General features: G+C 39.1%; 20 protein-coding genes. 16 read left to right on the forward strand and 4 right to left on the reverse strand.

What is annotated here, in order from left to right:
• Both GX437_06055 and GX437_06060 read right to left on the reverse strand, forming a co-directional pair.
• On the reverse strand, positions 1 to 576 hold a 576-nt coding region (locus tag GX437_06055), incomplete at its 3' end, for a tetratricopeptide repeat protein (protein ID NLJ07215.1).
• A gap of 16 nt (positions 577 to 592) precedes the next feature.
• Positions 593 to 2,047 (reverse strand): glycosyltransferase family 2 protein, encoded by a 1,455-nt coding sequence (locus GX437_06060; GenBank protein NLJ07216.1) that lies wholly within the window; start codon positions 2,045 to 2,047, stop codon positions 593 to 595.
• A 217-nt stretch (positions 2,048 to 2,264) separates the two neighbouring features.
• Here GX437_06060 and GX437_06065 point away from each other — a divergent pair, with 217 nt between their 5' ends.
• Both GX437_06065 and GX437_06070 read left to right on the forward strand, forming a co-directional pair.
• Positions 2,265 to 3,380, forward strand: a complete 1,116-nt coding sequence (locus GX437_06065) for a Nif3-like dinuclear metal center hexameric protein (GenBank protein NLJ07217.1) — start codon at positions 2,265 to 2,267, stop codon at positions 3,378 to 3,380.
• Positions 3,380 to 4,135 (forward strand): hypothetical protein, encoded by a 756-nt coding sequence (locus GX437_06070; GenBank protein NLJ07218.1) that lies wholly within the window; start codon positions 3,380 to 3,382, stop codon positions 4,133 to 4,135. Before GX437_06065 ends, GX437_06070 begins: the two co-directional genes overlap by 1 nt.
• A gap of 11 nt (positions 4,136 to 4,146) precedes the next feature.
• On the opposite strand, the gene GX437_06075 is transcribed toward GX437_06070, so the two are convergent.
• Together GX437_06075 and GX437_06080 are read right to left on the reverse strand one after the other, a co-directional pair.
• Entirely contained in the window at positions 4,147 to 5,097 is a 951-nt protein-coding gene (locus GX437_06075; protein NLJ07219.1) for an MCE family protein, read from the reverse strand.
• Positions 5,098 to 5,153: 56 nt separating this feature from the next.
• Positions 5,154 to 6,107, reverse strand: coding sequence for an N-acetylmuramoyl-L-alanine amidase (locus tag GX437_06080; protein ID NLJ07220.1), 954 nt, complete (start codon positions 6,105 to 6,107; stop codon positions 5,154 to 5,156).
• Between GX437_06080 and GX437_06085 the strand changes: the two genes are divergently transcribed.
• The 14 genes from GX437_06085 to GX437_06150 all read left to right on the forward strand — a co-directional run.
• On the forward strand, positions 6,001 to 8,532 hold the full coding sequence (locus GX437_06085) for an LPS-assembly protein LptD (GenBank protein ID NLJ07221.1): 2,532 nt from the start codon (positions 6,001 to 6,003) through the stop codon (positions 8,530 to 8,532). The two genes, GX437_06080 and GX437_06085, sit on opposite strands and share 107 nt — an antisense overlap.
• 68 nt (positions 8,533 to 8,600) lie before the next feature.
• Positions 8,601 to 10,067, forward strand: coding sequence for a redoxin domain-containing protein (locus GX437_06090; GenBank protein NLJ07222.1), 1,467 nt, complete (start codon positions 8,601 to 8,603; stop codon positions 10,065 to 10,067).
• A gap of 78 nt (positions 10,068 to 10,145) precedes the next feature.
• The gene (locus tag GX437_06095; GenBank protein ID NLJ07223.1) at positions 10,146 to 11,576 is read left to right on the forward strand and encodes a YjgP/YjgQ family permease; all 1,431 of its coding nucleotides are present in this window, start codon (positions 10,146 to 10,148) and stop codon (positions 11,574 to 11,576) included.
• A gap of 51 nt (positions 11,577 to 11,627) precedes the next feature.
• A complete protein-coding gene (locus GX437_06100) occupies positions 11,628 to 12,821 on the forward strand; it encodes a glycosyltransferase (GenBank protein ID NLJ07224.1) in 1,194 nt (397 codons plus the stop codon).
• A gap of 47 nt (positions 12,822 to 12,868) precedes the next feature.
• On the forward strand, positions 12,869 to 13,939 hold the full coding sequence (locus GX437_06105; GenBank protein NLJ07225.1) for a hypothetical protein: 1,071 nt from the start codon (positions 12,869 to 12,871) through the stop codon (positions 13,937 to 13,939).
• Between the two features lie 10 nt (positions 13,940 to 13,949).
• Complete coding sequence (gene dut, locus GX437_06110) at positions 13,950 to 14,384, forward strand: dUTP diphosphatase (GenBank protein NLJ07226.1); 435 nt, start codon at positions 13,950 to 13,952, stop codon at positions 14,382 to 14,384.
• 51 nt (positions 14,385 to 14,435) lie between these two features.
• Positions 14,436 to 15,440 (forward strand): nucleotidyltransferase, encoded by a 1,005-nt coding sequence (locus GX437_06115; GenBank protein NLJ07227.1) that lies wholly within the window; start codon positions 14,436 to 14,438, stop codon positions 15,438 to 15,440.
• Positions 15,437 to 17,188, forward strand: coding sequence for a tetratricopeptide repeat protein (locus GX437_06120; GenBank protein NLJ07228.1), 1,752 nt, complete (start codon positions 15,437 to 15,439; stop codon positions 17,186 to 17,188). The genes GX437_06115 and GX437_06120 overlap by 4 nt, the downstream gene beginning before the upstream one ends.
• A complete protein-coding gene (locus GX437_06125; protein ID NLJ07229.1) occupies positions 17,181 to 17,936 on the forward strand; it encodes a DUF4292 domain-containing protein in 756 nt (251 codons plus the stop codon). The genes GX437_06120 and GX437_06125 overlap by 8 nt, the downstream gene beginning before the upstream one ends.
• The gene (locus GX437_06130) at positions 17,914 to 19,119 is read left to right on the forward strand and encodes a peptidoglycan DD-metalloendopeptidase family protein (protein ID NLJ07230.1); all 1,206 of its coding nucleotides are present in this window, start codon (positions 17,914 to 17,916) and stop codon (positions 19,117 to 19,119) included. Before GX437_06125 ends, GX437_06130 begins: the two co-directional genes overlap by 23 nt.
• 24 nt (positions 19,120 to 19,143) lie before the next feature.
• Entirely contained in the window at positions 19,144 to 19,677 is a 534-nt protein-coding gene (locus GX437_06135) for a thioredoxin family protein (GenBank protein ID NLJ07231.1), read from the forward strand.
• A 9-nt stretch (positions 19,678 to 19,686) separates the two neighbouring features.
• Positions 19,687 to 20,781, forward strand: coding sequence for a methylmalonyl Co-A mutase-associated GTPase MeaB (meaB, locus tag GX437_06140; protein ID NLJ07232.1), 1,095 nt, complete (start codon positions 19,687 to 19,689; stop codon positions 20,779 to 20,781).
• Positions 20,774 to 22,087: a flippase gene (locus GX437_06145; protein NLJ07233.1), complete on the forward strand. Its 1,314-nt coding sequence runs from the start codon at positions 20,774 to 20,776 to the stop codon at positions 22,085 to 22,087. The genes meaB and GX437_06145 overlap by 8 nt, the downstream gene beginning before the upstream one ends.
• A 10-nt stretch (positions 22,088 to 22,097) precedes the next feature.
• A partial coding sequence (locus tag GX437_06150) for a rhomboid family intramembrane serine protease (GenBank protein NLJ07234.1) occupies positions 22,098 to 22,582 on the forward strand: 485 nt, incomplete at its 3' end.

Raw genomic sequence — 22,582 nt, forward strand, 5'->3', positions numbered from 1 at the left:
ATTACCCGGGTCAAGTGCAATGGCATGTTGATAATAAGACAAAGCCTGATAAGGTTTGTTTTGCCAGTAATACATTTTTCCGGCACCGGCCCAGGCTTCCGCAAGAGTCTGATCGATCCCGATGGCTTGCTTGTAAATTAAAATGGCTGAATCCAGTTTCCCTTGATATATCAGGGTTTTTGCACGCTCAAGATAAAAGGGGAGAAACGCATCAGTTGGTTTTAATGCAAGATCGTAATAATAACCCGATTTTTGAAAATCCCCTTTTCTGAAACAGATTTTGGCAAAACCCAGCAAGGCTTCCCCATCGCTGTTATCTGATTTATAAATCTCACCATAATGAAAAAAGGATTTTTCAAAGTCTTCTTTATTCAGGTATAAACGGGCAAGTGCCAGATGGGCATCATAATCAAATCCATTGATTTCTAACACTTTGGAATAGTAATAAATGGAAGAATCAGGTTTTGCATTGATTCGGGCAAGATAACCCAGATAACGGTAGTCTTCAGCTCCCGGAGACTGGCAAAATGTTGATATTGCTAAGAGCATTAAACTAAATGAAAGCAGTAAACGCATAATATGAGTTTTAACATCAGACACGTTTTATTCCTTTTCTTTCGAATTTATTCCAGGAACTTTTTTTCAAAGCAAAATTAACAAGCCCGTGAAGTTGAGCAAATGATCTGAAAAACGAATAACTGAAGTCGGACATAATACTGCTGAGAATCAATAATAACCATTCCCGGAAACTTCTGTACCTGAGGGCTGAACGGTTGGCTTCGTCCTGCCGGTAACTCCAGTATTCGGTAATCACTGTCATACTGCTGGTAATAATGGCTGTGATTAAAGTTGTACCGATAATCAGCATGATGACCCACGATAGGTTAATCAGTCCGGTAACAGAAGCAGGGATAATGAAAAGGACGGTAACAACTTTCATCAAAGGCGACATCAGTTCAAAGAAAAAATAATAAGGCATGGCAAACATTCCGGTGGCTTTATACGAAGGCTCAAACAACATTTTTAAATGAAAAAAAAGTGATTCTGCCAGTCCTGTGTGCCACCTGACGCGTTGCTTGTAAAGGTTTCTGCCATTATCAGGAACTTCAGTCCAGCATACCGGCTGAGGCAGGAAAACCGCTTTTGCTTTCTGCCTGTTTTCATGTTTAAACCTCCAGAGCCTGACCACCACCTCCATATCTTCACACAATGTTTTTTTATGTTTTCCGATGGTTTGAACCAGATATGGGTGGTCGTTTTTCTGTGAAAGGTATCCTCCGGCAGCCAGTAAATCGCTTTTTCTGAATACGGAAAATGCTCCGGACATCACCAGCAAAGCATTCATTTTCCCCAGCCCGATACGGGAAATAAGGAAAGACTTGATGTATTCCGTAATTTGCCACAAAACCCATAAATTGGAAGGCATTTTCAGGCTTTTAACCCTATTGTTTTCAATGACCACACCATTGGCAGCCGCCAGTTGCCCTCCGGCCACAAATGTTTCTTCCCGCTGCTCAAATTGTTTCATAACATGATGCAGGGCATTTTTGTCGAGTATCGAATCAGCATCAATCGTACAGATGAAATCTTTCACCGAATAATTGATCCCTGCATTTATGGCATCTGCTTTTCCTCCGTTTTCTTTGTCAATGAATTTCAGGTTTGTGCCTTCTTTCAGGTAAAGTTGCCTTATTTCTGAAGTTTTGATAAAATCTGTTCCTGATAATATTTCCAGCTTTTGAGGCTGATAAGTTTCGAGCAAGATTTCCATGGTCCGGTCAGATGAACCATCATTTACCACAATGATTTCATAATCAGGATAGTCAAGATTTCTCAACATTTCTATACAGTTCACAATACTGACTTCTTCGTTATAGGCAGGAACAATAATGCTGACAGATAATTCAGGAATATTTTCTCTTTCTGACTTTCTTTTTTTCGAAGAAGAAATGCTTATGATAAAAATCAGGTAAAGCAAAATATCAATGGCAAAATAGCTAAGGTAGTAAATGATTAAAAGCTTCTCAATGATGCGTAAAATATACAAATTCAGCTGTTTTATGAAATGTCAAAGGTATGTTAAATTCAGTCTCAGATTCTAAGAGGATTACGTAATTTAATTAAATGATTTGAATGATCAGCCACCGGTGAACAGGCAGACAGGTTCGAAATTTTAACTCCTCCTCCCATTCACTGTTTTTCAAAATCAATTTGGTATAAGATGTAATTCTTATCTTAATTTTGCAGCAAATAACAGTAGCAGGATGAAAGTAAAAGAAATCATTAAAATCCTTGAGGATTGGGCACCGCTCCATTATCAGGAAGATTACGACAACAGCGGTTTGCAGGTCGGCAATCCAGATATGGAGGTTACGGGTATTTCTATCTGTCTCGAAATAACGGATGAAATACTGGAAGATGCCATTCAAAGCAACTATAACCTGATAATCAGTCATCATCCGTTGATTTTCAGAGGATTAAAAAAGATAAACTATTTGATGCCTGAAAACAATGTTTTGATTAAGGCCATCAAACATGATATTTGTATTTACAGTTGCCATACGAACCTTGACAATATCAGGAGCGGAGTAAATCAGAAATTAGCCGGCATGCTTGAGCTTGAAGACATTGAAATACTTCGTCCCTTTAGCGGAAGACTTTTTAAAATTACTGTTTTTTGTCCCGATATCAGGCTTTCAGATGGAAGTTACGTCCCTGAAAATGTGAGAAATGCCATGTTTGAGGCCGGAGCAGGAAAAATCGGGGAATACGATAGTTGTTCATTCAATGTCGAAGGTACGGGTACTTTCAAACCGCTGGAAACGGCCAATCCGTTTATAGGAAAAACGGGAATAACTGAATATCAGAAGGAAATAAGAGTGGAAACCATTGTCCCGATTCATCAGTTGAACAGGGTAGTTGATGCCATGATCGATGCTCATCCCTATGAAGAGGTGGCTTATGATATTTATCCGCTTGCCAATGAATTTCCGCTTGCAGGTTCAGGAATCATAGGCAATCTCGTTAAGCCCATGGCAATAACTGAATTTCTGGCTTTGGTAAAAGAAAGATTTCGTCTGAAAATGATTCGTCACAATTGTTTTCATGAAAAGATAATCAAAAGGGTTGCCCTGTGTGGAGGAGCCGGTAGTTTTTTAATCCATGATGCCGTCTCAAAATCAGCAGATATTTTCCTGACAGGCGATCTGAAATATCATGACTTTACATCGGCCTTAGGTAAAATCGTTCTGGCAGATATAGGTCATTTTGAAAGTGAGCAATTTTCTTCAGAATTAATTTATGATTATTTGAAAGAAAATATTTCTACCTTTGCTGCCTTGAAAATAAAGCAAAATTTTAATCCAATAAATTATTTTTAATGGAAAAAGCACCGCAGATTGAAAAGCAATTAAGAGCATTGTTTAATCTTCAGTTGGTTGATAGTAAAATTGACAAGCTTCGCAGTGTTCGCGGAGAACTGCCCATGGAGGTCCACGACCTTGAAGATGAAATCATAGGCCTTGAAACCAGAATAGAAAATACGATGAATGCTATTCAGGAGTTAAAACAGGCTACCGAAACTTTTAAGTCGAAAATACAGGAATGCAACACCCTGTTGCTCAGATACGAATCGCAGCAGATGCATGTAAAAAACAACAGGGAATATGTCGCCATTTCAAAAGAAATGGAATTACAGAAGCTTGAAATCATGGCTGCTGAAAAACGCATCAAAGAAATAAAAGCTGAAATTACTGAAAAAGAACAGAGCATCGAGCAATATCAGCAGGATTTGCAGGAGAAGAAAAAAGACCTTGTTGAAAAAGAGCGGGAATTATCAGAGATTATAGCTGAGACTGAAAAAGAGGAAGAAGAAATTCTCAGGATGCGTGAACAAGCTACCAAAGAAATTGAAGAAAGGCTGTTAAAAGCATACAATAAAATCAGAGCCACCTATCTGAATAAACTTGCCGTTGTGCCTATCGAAAGGGATGCCTGCGGGGGTTGCTTCAGTCAGGTTCCGCCTCAGCGCCAGTTAGATGTCAGGTTACATCTTAAAATTATTGCCTGTGAAAACTGTGGAAGGATTTTAATTGACCACGATCTGGCTGAAGAAATTAAAAACAATAATTCCTGATTACAGACTGTTTATTTTTTCTTGTCTTTTTCCTTATCCTTTTTCCCAAATACAGAGAAATGTACGTAGTGTGAGGGATTTTTCTGAATGTCTTCCAGTAGAAGATTCAGGTTTTTGCTGGCATTTTCAAGATTTATATACAGGCTGTCGTTGTTGACAAGCATTCCAACCGTGCCTTCTCCTTTATTGATTTTTTCGCTTATTGAATTCACCTTTTCAATGGTTTGGCGGCTCTGAGCAATCACTTCACCGAGATGGGCTGCTTCCACGGTATCTGATATGGCACTCATATTCTGAATGAAATGATTTATTTCATCGTTGTTGTCTTTGAGTGTACGGGAGATCGATGATATGTTTTTCAGTATTTCATTCAGCCTTTCAATGGATCGGTAATTATTGAATTTATCGGTGCTCTGAGTAAGATTTTCAGTAGTTTTTTTCAGGTTCTCGATAATGGCTTCAAGATTTTCAGTGCCTTTGTTTTCAAGCACTTTGTTCAGTTCACTTAAGGATTTGTTTAGTTTTTCCACAACAGGATTTACCACATTGTCCACTGCCTGCGACAGGGTGATGGCTGTTTCTCCTTTCAGAAAATCACGATGTTTGGCTGCGGTTTTTTCATTTGAAGGAATGATTTCGACTGCCTTAGCCCCCAGAATATCGAGGTCGGTTATTTTGGCTACACTGTTTGCAGGAATATGAACATCGCTTTTAACTACAAAAGCCACCTTAATCATATTTTTTTCTTCATCTACTTCAATATCATACACTTTCCCGATGCGATATCCTTTATACACAACCGGATTGGATTCCTGAAGCCCATTAATGTTGTCATAGTAAGCATAGTAAGTGCGCGAAGCACGAAGGATGTCTTTCCCTTTCAGCAGGTTAAATCCAAGTATAAGAATGACAAGAGTAAAGACAGCAAAAATGCCTATTTTTGATTCATCTGAAATTTTCACGTGATTTTTTTTATTGCAAAGTTAACATAACAGGCCTATTTCGAAGCAATAAGAATTTATTCTTCTACCTCAAGACGGTATTCTTCAAATGCGTTGAAAATGGCAGTAGCTGTCTGAAGTTGACCTTCTTTGGAAGATAAATACTCACGCTCCTCCTGATTGGAGAGAAAGCCGGTTTCGATTAAAACACTTGGCATCGAATTTTTCCATAAAACAAGAAAGCCGGCCTGCTTAACACCTTTACTAAGTCTTGAAGCAGTTTTTTTGAAATGCTCTTCAATTTTTGAAGCCAGCAAAAGACTTTGATCCTGAAAGGCATCCTGATAAAGTGAAAAAATAATATATGCTTCCGGAGAATTGGGATCGAATCCATCGTATTTTTCCAGATAATTGTCTTCGAGTTTAATAACTGCATTTTCTGCCATGGCAACTTTCAGGTTGGCTGCACTCTTGTTAACCCCCATGACATAGGTCTCGGTTCCTTTTGCTGCATGATTTTCATTGGCATTGCAATGAATGGAAATAAAGACGTTGGCATTGTTCCGGTGAGCAATTTCAGGCCTTTTGTGTAATTCAACGAATACATCAGTCGAACGGGTATAGATGACTTTTACATCTTTCATTTTTTCCTGTATCATTCTCCCCAGTTCCAGAGCAATTTTCAGGTTGATGTCTTTTTCATATACTCCTCCATACGTACATCCCGGGTCTGTACCTCCGTGTCCGGCATCAATGACAACTGTTTTGACATACATTTTGCTTTCATTAAGTGGCTGAAAGGCTGAAAGCAGTACGACAAGCCCTGTCAGTAAATAAATTTTACAGTTTGGAAATAATAAAAATATATATCTCGTTAAATTTGCCACGGTTTTTTTTGAAACAAAATTAATTGATAAACTTTCTTTGAAAATTTTATATAAGCTATTGATATTAACAACTTTGTGGATATGCTTTGGCCTCCACAACCCTGCTTTTTCAAAAAAAACTTTTATTTTACCCCCTGACAGCATAAAAAACAATGTTGGTGATACTCAGTTTATTAGCAAAGATGCCATTAAAAGTAAAATCAACTATACTGCCAAAGATTCCATTCCTATCGATCTGAAAAACAACCTGATTTATCTCTATGGGGAAGCTGAAGTTAGTTATGAACAAATCAGGCTGAAAGCTGCAAAAATTATTTTTGACTGGAAAAACAGCCTGGTAACAGCTGAAGGAATTGCCGATAGTCTTGGAAATGTTACCGGAAATCCGGTTTTTTATGATAAAGACCAGGAATATAAAGCTGAAAAAATTATCTATAATTTCAAAACCAAAAAGGGAAAACTATACAATCTGCTGACGGTGGAAGGCGAAGGTTATATTCACGGGCAGGAGGTCATGAAAGATGAAAATGATGTCTTATATGCCCGGCAGGCCAAATACACGACCTGCAATGATGAAGAACATCCTCATTTTTATATTTCAGCCTCAAAAATTAAAATCCTTAAGAAAAATATCATCAGCGGACCCGCATGGCTGGTAATCGAGGATGTCCCATTGCCACTGGGAGTTCCATTTGGTTTTTTCCCAAAAAAAGACAACCGGTCTTCGGGTATTCTTCTGCCGGCTTACGGTGAATCGACCAACAGAGGTTTTTATCTCAGGGGAGGCGGATATTATTTCAGTATCAACGACTATCTTGATCTGGCCTTGCGTGGAGATATTTATTCCAGAGGTAGCTGGCTTATCAACGCCTCATCCAACTATAAAGTCAGGTATAAATTTTCCGGAAATCTGAGTGTTCAGTATGCCAACAACCGCTACGGAGAACCCAATGACCCGGACTTTTCTGTTTCAAAGGATTTTTCGGTAAACTGGTCGCACACGCAGGATCCCAAATGCATGAACAATGCAAGTTTTCGGGCAAATGTCAATGCCGGAAGCAGGAATTCTTTCCGGAACAATTCCACCAATGCAGCCGACATCCTGCAAAATACACTTCGTTCCAGTATAACCTACTCAAAAGCATTCAAAGGGACGCCTTTTTCCTTATCGGCTGGCATTTCGCATAGCCAAAATCTGAATTCCGGAAGCATCAGCATATCAGCTCCCGACTTTAGCTTCAACATGAACAGGATCACACCCTTTAAATCAAAAACAGGTAAAAGAAGATGGTATTCAGACATCGGACTTCGTTATTCGCTGAACTCCAGAAACACACTCAATACAGTTGACACTGCTTTTCTTGATCCGCAATCCTGGCGGAAATGGGAAAACGGCATTCAGCATAGCCTCCCTATTTCAACCAGCTTTAAAATGCTGAAATACTTTACTTTATCTCCTTCGGTTGATTATACAGGCTATACCTATTTCAGGAAAATTGATAAAATTTTTGTCAAAAACTATCAGGGAACAGAAACGGATACCATCCTCGTTTCGGAAGAAAACGGAATTTTTCAGGCACATGATGTAAGTGTCAATGCTAACCTGAGTACCAGAATTTACGGAATGTTCAATATTAACAAATGGAACCTGGTTGCGATGCGGCACCTGATAACGCCTACCGTATCCTTTTCATACCGTCCTGATTTCAGCGACCCCAGATTCGGTTATTATAAAAAAGTAGCTCTCGACTCAACAGGACTGAATTTTGAAACATATTCCGTGTTTAAAACGCCTATCTACGGAACTCCGGGACGATTCAGGCAGGGAAATATCATCTTTAATATTCAGAACAATTTTGAGCTGAAAGTCTTATCAAAACCTGATACTTCAGGAAAACGGACAGCTAAAAAAATAAAACTGCTTGATTATCTTAATTTTAGCGGCAGCTATAATTTCTTTGCCGATTCTTTTCAGATGTCAAACATCCGTTTCAGCGGGAGGACTTCCTTGTTCAAAAATAAGCTCAATCTGCAATTTTCGGGAGATATCGATCCCTATACCCTGACCAGTACTGGTAAACGTATTTCAAAATATGAATGGGATGTGAACAAAAGGATAGGCCGACTGACAAATGCTTATATTTCAGTCAATTCAAGCCTGAATTCCAATCCCCGCAAAGAAAAGGAACATGAGTTTTTTGGATTTTCAGGTCTCCCTTATGAGAGTTATGTGGACTTTGAAATTCCATGGAACCTGAGCTGGAACTATACCTTTTCATTCAATAAACCCGGGCTTGATGCTAAAATAACCCAAACCGTAACGCTTAGCGGAAATATCAACCTGACGCCAAAATGGAAGATCAATGTCAGTACGGGTTATGACCTGTCATCTGGAGAATTGACCTTTACCTCGGTAGATATTTACAGGGATTTACATTGCTGGGAAATGAGCTTTCACTGGATACCATTTGGGTACAGGCAAAGCTATATGTTTAAGATAAATGTGAAGGCAAGTGTGCTGAAAGATCTTAAAATCGATAAAAAGAAAGAATATTTTGATTACCAATAATGATCAGGGCTACTGACATTATTTTTGCATATAATTTGAGTTTTTCCATAAAAACTAAAAAGCAAAAAATGAAAAAAACATTCATTGTTCTTTTATGCTTACTCACCCTAACCAGTTTGAAAGCCATCTCACAGGGGTATGAAATCAAAATTAAATTCACTAACCTGAAAGACACTAACCTGTTTCTCGGACTTCACTACGGAAATAACAAATACATCAAAGACACCACCAGAATTGACAAAAAAGGTGTGGCAGTTTTTAAAGGCAAAACCCCGCTTGCACCTGGAATTTATCTGATTATCACGCCTTCACGTAATTATTTTGAAATACTGGTCAGAGAGCCTTTAATCTACATCGAAGCCGACACCACCGACCTGACCGGTAAAATAAAAGTAATTACCTCGGAAGAAAATAAGCGATTTTATGAGTATCTGGCCTTCATGGAAACACAGTATGAAAATCGGCAAAAACTCATGAAAGATAAAGATAAGGTAAAAGACAACAAGGAAGAATCAGATAAAATTAATGAGCAGCTGAAGCAAATTGATGATACCATTATCGGCTTTCGTAAATATGCCATAAAAACCTATCCCAACCTGTTTTTCGGCAAACTGATGAAAATGATGGAAGAGCCCGAACCACGGGAAAAACTGGAAGGCGAAAGCGATTCAATATATGGTCAATACCTCTATAACTTTTATCAGGAGCACTTTTTTGACAATTTTGATTTCAGTGATTCGGCTATTCTGCGAACACCTATTTATGAAGCCCGCCTCGACAGGTATGTTGATAAAATGGTGATGAAAAATCCTGATTCTGTTAAATGTTCCGTTTCGAGGGTGATAGACAAATCGCTCGCCAACAGGGAAGTCTTCAAATTTACCTGTATCAAGTTTTTTAATAAATATGCCAACGAAATGAACACCTACATGGGAATAGATGCCATCTTTTTCCATCTGGCAAAACGATATTACCTGAGCGGATTGGCTTACTGGTCAGATTCTACACAGATGAAAAAAATAGCCGACAGGGTGTGGAACCTCGAAAACAACCTGATAGGAATGAAAGCCAAGGAGCTGATTTTGGTTGATACCAACAACAATTACAGATCATTATACCAGACCAAAGCCATCTATACCGTTGTCATTTTCTGGGACGTCAGTTGTGGCCATTGCAAGCACGAAATGCCCATTATCCGTGACTTGTATCATAAAATGGGAAAAGACAGCCTGCAAATTTTTGCTATCCATATCGGAGATGACGACAAGGAATGGAAAAAGTACATCAAAGAACAAAATATGGATTTTATTCACGTCCATGATCCGCAATATTATTCCAATTTCAGGCAATACTACGATGTATATAAAAAACCTATCATCTATCTGCTGGATAAAAACAAAGTTATTCAGGCCAAAAACATTCCTGCAGATAAACTGGTTGACCTGATAGCTTTTTTAAACAAAAATCCGGTTCCGGAAAAGAAACGTGGCGACAGTTGCGAGCCTCTGCCAGCACCCAAACCACTCTGGAAATAAGTTGCTGATGAACCCTGTTTTTACCCTTTCTGCAGTGATTTTTTGCAAAAATTTCGTTTCCTTTGCCTGATATTTATTATGCGTCAGGTTTACTATAAGCTATTGGTTAAATACTTTTCAGGGCCTTTTGTGCTCACCTTTTCCCTTTCCATGTTCGTTCTGATGATGCAGTTTTTGTGGAAATATATTGACGATCTTGCCGGGAAAGGTCTTGAACCTCATATCGTTGCAGAATTATTGTTTTATGCCTCTGCTCATCTCGTTCCCATGGCTTTGCCGCTGGCTGTTTTACTGTCATCCATCATGACTTTCGGGAGTCTTGCCGAAAACAACGAGCTGATTGCTTTCAAATCATCAGGCGTTTCCCTCTTAAAACTCCTTTCCCCTTTGATGATATTCATTTTAATTCTGGCCGGTTTTTCCTTTTATTTCATGAACAACGTTTTGCCGCAGGCCAATCTTAAATTCGGGGCTTTGTTCTGGGATATTAAAACCAAAAAACCTGTTTTTGAAATCACCGAAAATGTTTTTTACAATGGCATTGAGGGCTATAGCATACGGGTTGGTAAAAAAGAAAATAATTCCAACAAAGTTTACGACATTCTGATTTATGATCACACTGAAATGTCAGACAATCTGATAGTTATCAGAGCAGAAAGTGGAATAATCCACATGAATGAAAACTCAAGCATTATGACTTTCCAGTTGTTTAACGGTTATCGTTATGAAGAAATAAGAAATACAAGACTGGCTCATATCAACCTGCCTCACGGACGGCTGAAATTCAGGGAATATACCATGAAATTTGATATGTCGTCTTTCAAACTCGACCGCAGCGATATTTCACTTTTTAAAGGCAATTATAAGATGATGACCATGAAAGAGCTGAATCAGGCCATTGATTCGGTAACCCGTGAAATTGGAATTTTGCCTTATTCTACCCGTCAGCAACTGAAGCCTTTCATGTATATTCTGAAAGACAGCAGCCTGACAAAGTACAAACCCAGACCTGTTACTTTAAAAGGGGATTCTGTGCTTAGTTACTTTGATCCTGCACAGCGGAAAGCCATTGCCCTTCGGGCCAATTCGATGTCGAGAACCATTTATCAGATAGTTATCGGACCATCAAACCTGTTCAAGATGTATCACTCTTCTCTGGCAAGTTACAGAATCGAATGGCACAGAAAATTGGTCATTTCCTTTGTTATTATATTACTTTTTATCATTGGCGGGCCAATGGGTTCAATCATCCGGAAGGGCGGACTGGGGATGCCCACTGTGGTTTCTATCCTGATGTTTATTTCGTTCTATATTATTTCAATAATAGGCGAAAAACTGGCAAAAGAATATCTGGTCAGTCCGTTGGCAGGGATGTGGCTTCCTGTTGCCATTTTGCTACCTGTGGCTGTTTTTCTCCTCCACAAAGCCAATACCGACTCACGCCTGTTTAAACTTGAAAACATTCGGTTCAGATTTCTTGAAAAGTTCTTTAGCAGTAAACAAACCTGATTGTTTTATTATAATACATTGACTTACAGAGTTTTACAAATATGTTTCAGGATGCCATGGCCATTGAAAGATGGAGGGGCAATTGCCATGTATCAGCTTAGCAGCGGTCTTCTTCAGCAAAACTGCCGTCTGACCTTGGCTATCCCAATTACAGACAAGCATGATGTGAAAATGGAGGAACTACCCGACAAAATAAGGGCTTCATGCGATATTTATACCACACGGATTAATACCCGGATCACCCTTGCGGGAGCTTTTTTCAATCTTTTTTCATCAAAGCCCTATTATATTTCAAGATACAACAAAAAGAAATTCAAAGATCTGCTTACCCGGATTCTTACTGAAAACCGTTTTGATATCATTATTTTTGAGAGCCTAAAGGTTTCACCTTTCCTGCGACTTGTCAGAAAAATGAGCAATGCCCGCATTTTCTTACGATCTCACAATGTAGAGCATCTGATCTGGAAAAGAATGGCCGGCCACTCCTCGGGATTAAAAAAGCTTTATCTGAAAATACTTTCTTCAAGGCTCGAAAAATATGAGCTGGAAACTATTCCCCAATTTGATGGTTTAATTTCTATTTCTCCTTCCGACCTGACTTTTTTCAGAGCAAGAAACATCAACACTCCGGCTATCAGCATTCCTGCAGGTCTTGATCTGGAAAAATACCCGTTTCAGCCTGAAAAAGCTGAAAAAAACACCATTTTTCACATAGGGGCACTCGACTGGCTGTCGAACCTCGAAGCAGTCAAATGGTTTTTAGAAAAAGTTTGGCCTGAAATATTTGAAAAACTACCTCATTTTCAGTTTTTTATTGCCGGAAGAAATACGCCTGAAGAAATTAAAAAACTCACCATCCCTAATGTTTTTATTCTGGGGGAAGTTGAAAATGCCATTGCCTTTATGCAGTCCAGACAGATAATGATTGTCCCTCTTTTATCGGGCAGTGGACTGAAAATCAAGATAGTGGAAGGAATGGCGCTTGGGAAGATCATTATCTCGACAACTGTCGGAGCTGAAGGAACCGGAGCTGTTCATCAGCGTAATATATTGATTGCCAACACACCGGAAGAATTTGTCAATGTTTTTAAATGGATTTCAGAGCATCCTGAAGAAGCCGGAAAGATTGGTTTTGAGGCCAGGCAACATGCTCTTCAACATTTTGACAATCGTATGCTCATGGGCAAATTAATGCAGTTTTTCACAGAACAGACACCTATTCAGGCTGTTAATAACTTTAGTTGAACAAATTTCAGGAGTTTCAGAAAATTGCATCAAAGCCAAAAAGTTAAATGACTGTCAAAACCACCAAAAAGAGGCAAACAAAACTTAACTGGCTGAAACATTTTGATCCGGATAATGAAAAGTCAAGAGCCGAAGGTATATTCGGATTACCCTGCACGTATGATGAGTCAAAGCTGATTTTAATTCCGGTCCCATGGGATATATCAAGCCCAAACGGAATATTTGCCGCGACACCTGAAAAAATATTCAGCGCCTCAAAAAAGATAAGCCTGCTGACTGAAGAACATGAAGGATTCTGGAAAAAGGGCATTTTCGGGCAGAATATTCCGATAAAATGGAAAGAAACCAGCGAGGAATTTGTAAAAGCAAGACGGAAAATTTCACGACACTTTTATTTTAACGGTATTAAACAAACTGAGCTTTTTCAGGAAATCAGGCGCATCAACCTGACCTGCCGCCTCCTGAACGAATGGATTGAAAACAAAACAGGTCAAGTATTGAATGACGAAAAAATCTGTGGTCTTATCGGTGGAGATTCAGGATATCTGAGCGGTTTTATCCACTCCCTCTCCAAAAAATTTCCTCAGTTTGGCATATTGACCATTGACGCTTATTCGGGTTTTGAAAAACACCATTACGGGCTTGAGTTTTCACAATATTCCAATATGCTTGGGGTGGCTGATAATCCATCGGTTAAAAGAATTGTACTTTTTGGTACACGCAGGTTTAACTACAGTTCATCTGAAGAAATACAAAGTAACTCAAAAAAAATAAGGAAGTACAGCCTTCAAATCCTTGATGAGAATAAAATCAGAGGCATGACATGGAAAATGCTGGTCAATGATGCCCTGAGCGCTCTACCCGAACACATTTTCCTGAATTTCAATTTTCAGTCGATTGATTTTTCTGCAACACCGGAAGGAAGCATCAGGGAACCAGGAGGACTTTCGCTGGCAGAGATGAAAAGCCTGCTGATTGAGATCAGAAACAACTCGAAAAAGCTGATTGGTTTTTCATTAGGGGGGGTAAATGCTGCTCATGATCGGGAGGTGTCATCTGCAGTCTATCTGCTGTATGATATTTGTCAGACTGCATTGGTAACCTCTGAAAAAAAGTAAAGATAAAGTTATGAAAATCAAGATAGTAAACAATTCGCCACATCCGTTACCTGCTTATGAAACCATCCTCTCGGCAGGAATGGACATCCGTGCAAACATTGAGAATAAAATAACTTTACGTCCGATGGAAAGGTATTTGGTTCCTACGGGACTTTTCATAGAACTTCCGGAAGGTTATGAAGCCCAGATCAGGCCGCGCAGCGGATTGGCATGGAAATACGGAATCACAGTTTTAAACACTCCCGGCACTATAGATGCTGACTACCGGGGTGAAATTCAGGTTATTCTGATCAATCTGTCTAAAGATGACTTTATTCTTGAAAACGGAATGCGTATTGCCCAGATGATTATTTCGAGGCATGAAAAAATCAATTGGGAACTTACTGATAAACTGTCAGATACGACAAGAGGAGCAGGTGGATACGGTCATACGGGCATTAAATAGGATAGTGGCTTATCTTTGTTCGTGCTTTATATCACTTAAAATTTACGAAAAATGAAGATTATTATACCCATGGCCGGATTGGGGAAACGAATGCGTCCCCACACCCTGACAACTCCCAAACCACTGCTTGATATTGCAGGTAAGTCCATTGTGAGCAGGCTGATAACCGATATTTCAGAAATGCTTAATGAACCTATTGAAGAGGTCGCTTACATCATTGGTGACTTTGGTAAACAGGTCGAGGAAGATTTGTACAAACTGTCGGAAGAACTGAATCTTAAGGCAAAAATTTATTATCAGTATGAAGCACTTGGGACTGCTCACGCTCTGTATATGGCAAAAGATTCACTTAGCGGCAATGTCCTTGTAGCTTATGCCGACACCCTGTTTTATACCACTTTCAAAGCCGATATCAGCGAAGATGCCTGTATTTGGGTAAAAAAAATTGATAATCCTTCACAATTCGGAGTCGTTGAGCTTGATCATCAGGGCTATATCACCCGATTTGTCGAAAAGCCGAAAGAATTTGTTTCAGATCTGGCTATCATTGGGATTTATTACTTTAAAGATGCCAGCGCTTTGCTCAGAGAGATTGAATTTCTGCTTGAAAACAATATCACAGGTAATGGAGAATATCAATTGACCGATGCACTTGAAAGATTGATGAACAAAGGGATGAAAATAAAAGCAGCAGAAGTCCAGGGGTGGTTCGACTGCGGAAATAAAAATGCTGTCCTGCAAACCCATCAGGAGATTTTTAAACTCGGTAAGTTTCAGAAAACCAATCTTTTGCCTGAGAATATCACCGGCTCGGTTATCCATCAGCCTTGTTATATTGCAGAAGATGTTAAAATAATCGATTCAGAAATCGGCCCTTATGTTTCAATCGGAAACGGAACAATTGTTGAAAATGCTAAGATTGAAAACAGTATTATTTATTCACATGCAAGTATTCAAAATGCTACCTTACGCAATTCAATGATTGGCTCTTACGTTAAATACCACAACATGAAAGACAGAGAAGTTAGTCTTGGAGATTATTCCGAAATCCTATGAGGGCATATAAAAACATATTGATTGTCAGCTTTTTAATTATAATTTTGTTTTCTTCCTGCAAGGTTCAGAAAACCCCCGGAGAGTCTCTTCCATACATCCCATGGAACCCTGGCGGAAATGAAGAGACAAAAAATACCGAATTTTATGAATCTTTAATGGATGGTCTAAAGGAGGAGTTGATCAATTATAACTTTGAAGCTGCGCTGCATTATTATGAAAACTGTCTGAGACTCAGGCCTGATGATCCGACTGTTCTTTACAAACTTGGGCAGATTTATTTTAAGGCAGGACGCATCAGTGAATCCGTTGCTTCACTTAAAAAAGCTTTTGAAATTGATCCTTCAAACTATTGGATTGGCCATGCTTTGGCTGATATTTACCAGCAAAACAATGACTTTGAAAATGCAGAGCTTGTCTTTGAAAAAATGGTTAAAATTTTTCCTGACAATATTTCATTGAAAAAAGACCTTGCCTTTGCTTACTACAACTCCGGCAAACTGATGAAATCTGTCAAAGTACTTGATGATATCGAAAAAATCGTTGGTATTACGGAAGAAATTACGGAACAGAAAAAGGTCATTTACCTCAATTTAAAGAAATTTGACAAAGCCGTTGAAGAACTTCAGAAACTGATAAACGCTAATCCGGAAAATACGGATTATATCCGTAAACTCATCGACCTTTACGTGGCTTACAATAAAGATGACAAGGTTTTTGACCTTTATCAGCGAATTATTGAAATTAACCCCAACGATCCGACTGCTCAGCTGATTGTAGCCGACTATTACCTGCGGTGGAACAGGAGAGACGAAGGCCTTAAACTGGCAGAAAAAGCACTTGGAAATCCTTACCTTGACCTTCAATCAAAGGTTACTTTTCTTATGCTGAATTTTCTTAACAAGGGAATTAAAGAAGATAACAGGGATATTATTTTGAAATTCAGTGATTTATTGGTTGCCACCCATCCTTCCGACAGCCGAGTGTATTCTTTCCGCGGAGACGTCAAAACCGCCCTGAAAATGGAAAACGAAGCCCTTGACGATTATATCAGAGCTCTTCAGGATGAGAAAAACATTGCCGTTTTGTGGAATACTGTCATTGTCGGACTAATTAAAAGAGGAAATTATACAGATGCTTTAGCTTACAGTCAGGAAGCACTCGAACATTTTCCCCTCAATCCTGAACTTTACCTTTATGCGGGTATGTGTCATCTGAGGCTGAAAGAATTTGCAAAAGCTGCTGAAATACTCGAAAGCGGACTTATCTATGTGAAAAACAATGATTTGCTTGCCTATCAGTTTTATGCCAATCTGGGTGAAGCCTTTAACGGTACCAAGGATTACGAAAAATCAGACAATTATTTTGACAAAGCCTTAAAAATTGACAATCAAGACCTTTCCTTATTAAATAACTATGCATATTATCTTTCACTTCGCAGAGAAAAACTGGATAAGGCAGCTGAAATGTCTCTAAAGACGCTTGAAAAAGAGCCTCAGAATCCGGCCTATCTCGATACGTACGGATGGATACTTTTCCTTCAGAACGACCTGAACAATGCAAAAATTTATATTGAAAAGGCACTTGAAAAGAAAAGCTGGGATGCTGAGATTCTTGAACATTACGGAGATGTTTTATATAAACTGGGAGATACGGAAAATGCCTTAAAATATTGGCTCAGAGCAAAGGAAAAAGGTTCGCTGTCGGAACAGTTGGATAAAAAAATTGCCGGTAAAAAATATTATGAATAAACTACTGATTATACTTATCGGCAGTATTGTTTTAACTTCCTGCCAGCTTCAGAAAAAAAGTATTGTTTCAAAATATACGGGAGACAGCAGAAAAGTAATGAACGAACTGATTAAAAACAACATTGATTTTGAATATTTTCACGATAAAGTCAGAATGCAGCTGAAGACATCTTCGTTTAACCAGAGTTTTACCGTTGATTTGATGATGAAAAAAGACAGCATCATCTGGGGTTCGGCATCTGCCCTGTTCGGGATTGAAGTAGGCAGGTTTTTCCTGACAAATTCAGAGCTGACCATCATTGACAAGATGAGCCGGAAATACTATACCTTCAACAGTTCCTATCTTCAAACGCTGCTTCCCTTCCCTGAAATCAATATTTCCATGTTGCAGGACCTTTTGCTGCGAAACCTGATTCTGCTTGGAAAAGAGCCTTATCAAATGAACGCTGATACCTCAACCCTGCATTTTTTTACTACATGGAACAATGTCCGCCATCAGTTTACCGTGCTTCCCGGTATTTATGAAATTACTGAGCATCAGCTCTTTAATGAAAGCGGAAAACTGATCGGAAAAGCTCAATACAGCGGAAATATCACGGGTAAAAATTTTAAAATCCCCAAAAAAATTGAGTTTTGGGTATATCTTCCTGAAAACAATTACGCAAGAATAAGTTTCTTTGAACCAAAATTTGAAAAGAAGCTGATTTTTGACACAAATATTCCCGATGGTTATTTTAAAGCCAATTAACATATTAATTCTCACACTGGTTTTTACCCAGATTACCTTTTCACAGACACGGGAAGAGCTGGAAAGGAAACGCAAACAAAAGGAAGAAGAAATCAGGCTGACAAAAAAACTGCTGCAGGAAACGGAAGCAAAACAAAAACAATCGGTTGAATACCTCCAGGTCTTAAACAATCAGATAAGCATCAGGGAAAACATTATCCTGAGTCTTAAACAGGAGATAAAATACCTCAATGAAGAAATAGCTGATGCCAGCCAGGTGGTCAGCAGTCTTCAGAAAGATTTGGCCAATCTGAAAAAAGAATATGCCAGCATGGTTCGTTTTGCCTTTAAAACAAGAAATTCATACAACAAGCTGGGATTTATTCTATCGGCCAAAACCTTTAACCAGAGCTACAAACGAATGAAACTGCTTCAACACTATTCGGAATACCGGAAAAAACAAATGAAGCTGATCGTTGAAACCGAGCAATCAGTAAAACAGAAAATAGCAGAATTACAGGCCAAGATGACTGAAAAAAACGTACTGGCCATACAGCAGGATACGGAAAAGCAAAACCTTGAAAAAGACAAAATAAGCCAGAATCAGACGTTGGAAAATCTGAAGAAAAAAGAGTCTCAACTTAGGAAAGACCTTGCTCAGCAGGAAAAGATGAAGGCAGAACTTAACCGTCAGATTGAAGAACTAATCCGCAGGGAAATCAATAAATCAACAACGAAAACAGCCGGGACAACCAAATTTGAAATGACACCGGAAGCCAAAAAACTATCGGCAGATTTTGCAGGAAATAAAGGCAAACTGCCGTGGCCTGTCGAAAAGGGTGTTATTTCGGAATATTACGGCACCCATGAACATCCGGTATTGAAAGGCGTTGAAATTGTGAGCAATGGTATTAAAATTATGACTGATAGGGACGGAGAAGTCAGGGCTATATTTAGTGGTACGGTTACCAATGTATTGACGATTCCCGGAGCAGGCAAATCCATTTTAATCAACCATGGGGAATTCTACACGGTTTATTCCAATCTCGAAGAAGTGTATGTCAGGTCGGGGCAAAAAGTAACGACAAAACAAAAACTTGGAAAAATCCGGTTTGACCAGAAAAGCGGAAAAACTGAAATGGAACTTCAGATCTGGAAAATGACAACCAAGCAGGATCCGCTGCTGTGGTTAATGAAAGCATAGTTAGTGAACATGAATGAAATACAGATGAAAAAATATGTTTTTAGAATGTTATTGATGACTGTTGCATTGCTTTCGCTGTCACAATGCCTGATAGCCCAGCAGTACAATCAAAGATTGACCAATAACAAGACGAATGAGGAAATACTGATAGGCCTTTGTACCAGAAATGCTTTCCTTGAACAACCATTTGAAAACTGGTTCACACAGGAGTATAACCTTTATAGAAACCTCATGGATAAAAGCATTTGTGATAGCCTGAAGCCGCTGATGAAAAACATCAGAATCACCATTGTTCTGGGTACATGGTGCAGTGATAGCCGCCAGCAAGTGCCCGATTTTTTTACCATTGCCGACTACCTGAATATGCCTGATTCTGTGATAACCATTATCTGCGTTGACCGCGACAAACAGGCTGTTGCCTTTTCCATAGAGGATAAGAAAATTGAACTTGTCCCCACTTTTATCATTTACAGGCAGGGGGCTGAAATCGGAAGAATCATTGAAACACCATCGAAATCGCTTGAAAAAGACTTGTTGGCCATCCTGAAAACAAAATGAACGGTTTGAATGATGGATAAAAAAGAAGAAAAACTGAAAATAATTGAAGGAGTTGAACAACCTTCATCCATCAACACGAGGATACTGAGAGGAATAAAAAAAAGCACCGGCAGGCTTTTAACAGCAGAAGAATATTTTCAGGGGATAAAAAGCGGGAATCGTACACTGCTGGCAAAAGCCATCACTCTTATAGAAAGCAACCGTCCTGAACATCAGGAGATTGCCTCACAGATCATTGAAAGATGCCTGCCTTTAAGCGGGAAGTCAAAAAGAATAGGAGTTACAGGCGTACCCGGAGTAGGGAAAAGTACTTTTATAGAATCACTCGGCAGCAGTCTGGTGGATCAGGGAATGAATGTGGCCGTTCTTGCCGTTGACCCCAGCAGCAACCGGAGTAAAGGAAGTATTTTGGGAGACAAGACCCGGATGCCAGTACTTTCAGCACATCCCAATGCCTTTGTACGTCCATCTCCCTCTTCAGGAACGCTTGGCGGTGTGGCCCGAAAATCAAGGGAAACCATGATCGCCTGCGAGGCAGCCGGCTATGAAGTCATTTTTATCGAAACTGTTGGGGTCGGTCAATCTGAAACTACTGTTCACAGCATGGTTGATATGTTCCTGTTGCTGATGCTTCCGGGTGCAGGGGATGAACTGCAGGGAATAAAAAGAGGAATTATGGAACTGGCTGACATGATTATCCTGAATAAAGTTGATGAATCTTCGGAAATCATTATAAACCGTGCAAAAACTGACTATACCAATGCACTTCACCTGCTGCCTCCTTCTGATTCCGGATGGATTCCACTGGTCTGCCAGTGTTCTTCCGTTACAGGCAAGGGTATCGAACTGGTTTGGGAAAAAATTTCTGAATACTTCAGCTTTATCACAGGAAACGGATATTTTGACAAAAACAGGGAGCAACAAGCTTCCTTCTGGTTTTTGGAAACTTTAAATGACGAAATAAAAAAAATGCTTTATTCTTCACCTGAAATGAAGAAAATCATTCAGGAATATCATAAAAAGGTAAGTGTCAACAAAATAAGCCCTTTCGAAGCTGCTCAGACAGTATTGAAGTTTTTCAGGGAAAAAATATATCATGAATAGCAGGTTGATTAAACAGCTTTTTTCAGGCAATGAGATTTTAAAAGGTGGGGTGATTTCCCTGTTTTTCAAGTTTTCCGGAATTTTTATCGGTTATATTTTTTTTATTATCATTTCACGCTGGTATGGTTCTGGTGTTTTGGGTATTTTTTCGGTTTGTTCAACCCTGCTGATGATGGCAGGTATTATGGGAAGATGGGGGATTGATACGCTGATAATCAAATATTTATCAGAAGACAATTTGCAGGGAAATGTCAACCAGCTCAGGTACGATTATTTTAAAGGCCTCCGGATAGTTGTTTTCTTCAGCTTGCTGATCTCTCTTCTGATATTGATTTTCAACAAACCCATTGGCCTGTTGTTTTTTAAGAACAAGGCAGAAAGCTTACTTATTTTTATTACTGCACTGACCATCATCCCTGCATCCATCATGGGATATACCGCGGAAAGTTTCAGGGGATTAAAAAAGATAATTCCTTATTCTCTCTTTCAGAATGCTTCTATTTATGTGGTGATGCTGATAATACTTTTTTTCATCCGTCAAAGGGGAAATTATAATAACTATGTAGTTCATGCCCTGTTTTTCAGCATTTTATTCCTGTCTGTTTGCTGTCTCATATATTTTATCGTGCTGCTTCCAAAAAGTTTAAATCATACTCCGGCTGAGAAAAGAAAAATATATGAGATTTTAAAAGTATCTACCCCTATGATGCTGGGCAATTCTCTTTATCTTATCATGAACTGGACTGATATTCTGATGATTGGAGCCATGCTGACAAAAAGTGATGTAGGTATTTATAATTCGGCTGTGAAAACAGCTGCTTTGGGATCGGTGGCACTTGCAGCCATGAATACAATAGGTGCTCCGAAATTTGCTGAAAGTTTTAAAAAACAAGGCTCTGAAGGGCTGAAATATATTGCCAGGCAAACTGCCCTATATAGTTTAATGATTTCTTTGCCCATATTTTTGCTCATTTTTGCTTTCCCGGGTTTTGTGCTATCTTTTTTTGGCGATGAATTCAAATCAGCTATCCCGACTTTAATCATTCTGGCAAGCGGACAACTCTTTAACACTTTTGCGGGTTCCACCATGTATATCCTGAACATGACAGGCAGGGAGAAGGCAGGAAGAAATATTTTATTTGCCGGAACCATCATCAACATTGCATTGAATCTGATTTTGATACCCGTGATGGGTATTTCGGGTGCTGCAGTGGCTACTGCCTGCAGTACTGTTTTATGGAATATTCTGGCTGTTGTGTACATAAAAAGGCATTTTGGCTTCTACACTTTTCCCAAATTCTTTTAACAACTGCATCTTGAATGATACCTCACATACGGAAGAAAAAAAGAACTTTATCGATGGATTATGGCTGGCCGGGGTGGTGGTAGCCCTGATGTGGATTGTTAAGCTGGCAGAGGTAAATTTTGATTATGATTTTTCTTCCTTTGGCATCAGGCCGGGAAAATCATCAGGACTAAAGGGAATATTTCTCTCTGTTTTTCTGCATAAGGATTTTTTACACCTTTTCAATAATTCATTGCCCTTGTTTGTGGCCATCGTTTCATTAAAATACTTTTATACCCGTAATTCATTAAAAATCCTGATTTTGCTTTGGCTTTTATCAGGATTTATCACCTGGTTAATCGGCAGCGAAGGAATTCATATCGGAGCCAGCGGCTGGGTTTATGCATGTTTGTCTTTTTTGTTTTTTGGCTCTTTATTTTCACGAAATAATAATTTTCTTGCATTTTCACTGGTTCTTGTTTTTCTCTATGGTGCCATGATCTGGGGAATTATTCC

This window comes from Sphingobacteriales bacterium (genome assembly GCA_012517435.1).
Classification (GTDB): Bacteria; Bacteroidota; Bacteroidia; order CAILMK01; family JAAYUY01; genus JAAYUY01.

What these genes read in the sequence shown, in the direction of transcription:
- GX437_06065 (NLJ07217.1), top strand. Translation starts at nt 2,265, where the DNA reads ATGAAAGTAAAAGAAATCATTAAAATCCTTGAGGATTGGGCACCGCTC.
- GX437_06070 (NLJ07218.1), top strand. Translation starts at nt 3,380, where the DNA reads ATGGAAAAAGCACCGCAGATTGAAAAGCAATTAAGAGCATTGTTTAAT.
- GX437_06080 (NLJ07220.1), bottom strand. Translation starts at nt 6,107, where the DNA reads ATGCTGTCAGGGGGTAAAATAAAAGTTTTTTTTGAAAAAGCAGGGTTG.
- GX437_06090 (NLJ07222.1), top strand. Translation starts at nt 8,601, where the DNA reads ATGAAAAAAACATTCATTGTTCTTTTATGCTTACTCACCCTAACCAGT.
- GX437_06095 (NLJ07223.1), top strand. Translation starts at nt 10,146, where the DNA reads ATGCGTCAGGTTTACTATAAGCTATTGGTTAAATACTTTTCAGGGCCT.
- GX437_06100 (NLJ07224.1), top strand. Translation starts at nt 11,628, where the DNA reads ATGCCATGGCCATTGAAAGATGGAGGGGCAATTGCCATGTATCAGCTT.
- GX437_06105 (NLJ07225.1), top strand. Translation starts at nt 12,869, where the DNA reads ATGACTGTCAAAACCACCAAAAAGAGGCAAACAAAACTTAACTGGCTG.
- dut (NLJ07226.1), top strand. Translation starts at nt 13,950, where the DNA reads ATGAAAATCAAGATAGTAAACAATTCGCCACATCCGTTACCTGCTTAT.
- GX437_06115 (NLJ07227.1), top strand. Translation starts at nt 14,436, where the DNA reads ATGAAGATTATTATACCCATGGCCGGATTGGGGAAACGAATGCGTCCC.
- GX437_06120 (NLJ07228.1), top strand. Translation starts at nt 15,437, where the DNA reads ATGAGGGCATATAAAAACATATTGATTGTCAGCTTTTTAATTATAATT.
- GX437_06125 (NLJ07229.1), top strand. Translation starts at nt 17,181, where the DNA reads ATGAATAAACTACTGATTATACTTATCGGCAGTATTGTTTTAACTTCC.
- GX437_06130 (NLJ07230.1), top strand. Translation starts at nt 17,914, where the DNA reads ATGGTTATTTTAAAGCCAATTAACATATTAATTCTCACACTGGTTTTT.
- GX437_06135 (NLJ07231.1), top strand. Translation starts at nt 19,144, where the DNA reads ATGAAAAAATATGTTTTTAGAATGTTATTGATGACTGTTGCATTGCTT.
- meaB (NLJ07232.1), top strand. Translation starts at nt 19,687, where the DNA reads ATGATGGATAAAAAAGAAGAAAAACTGAAAATAATTGAAGGAGTTGAA.
- GX437_06145 (NLJ07233.1), top strand. Translation starts at nt 20,774, where the DNA reads ATGAATAGCAGGTTGATTAAACAGCTTTTTTCAGGCAATGAGATTTTA.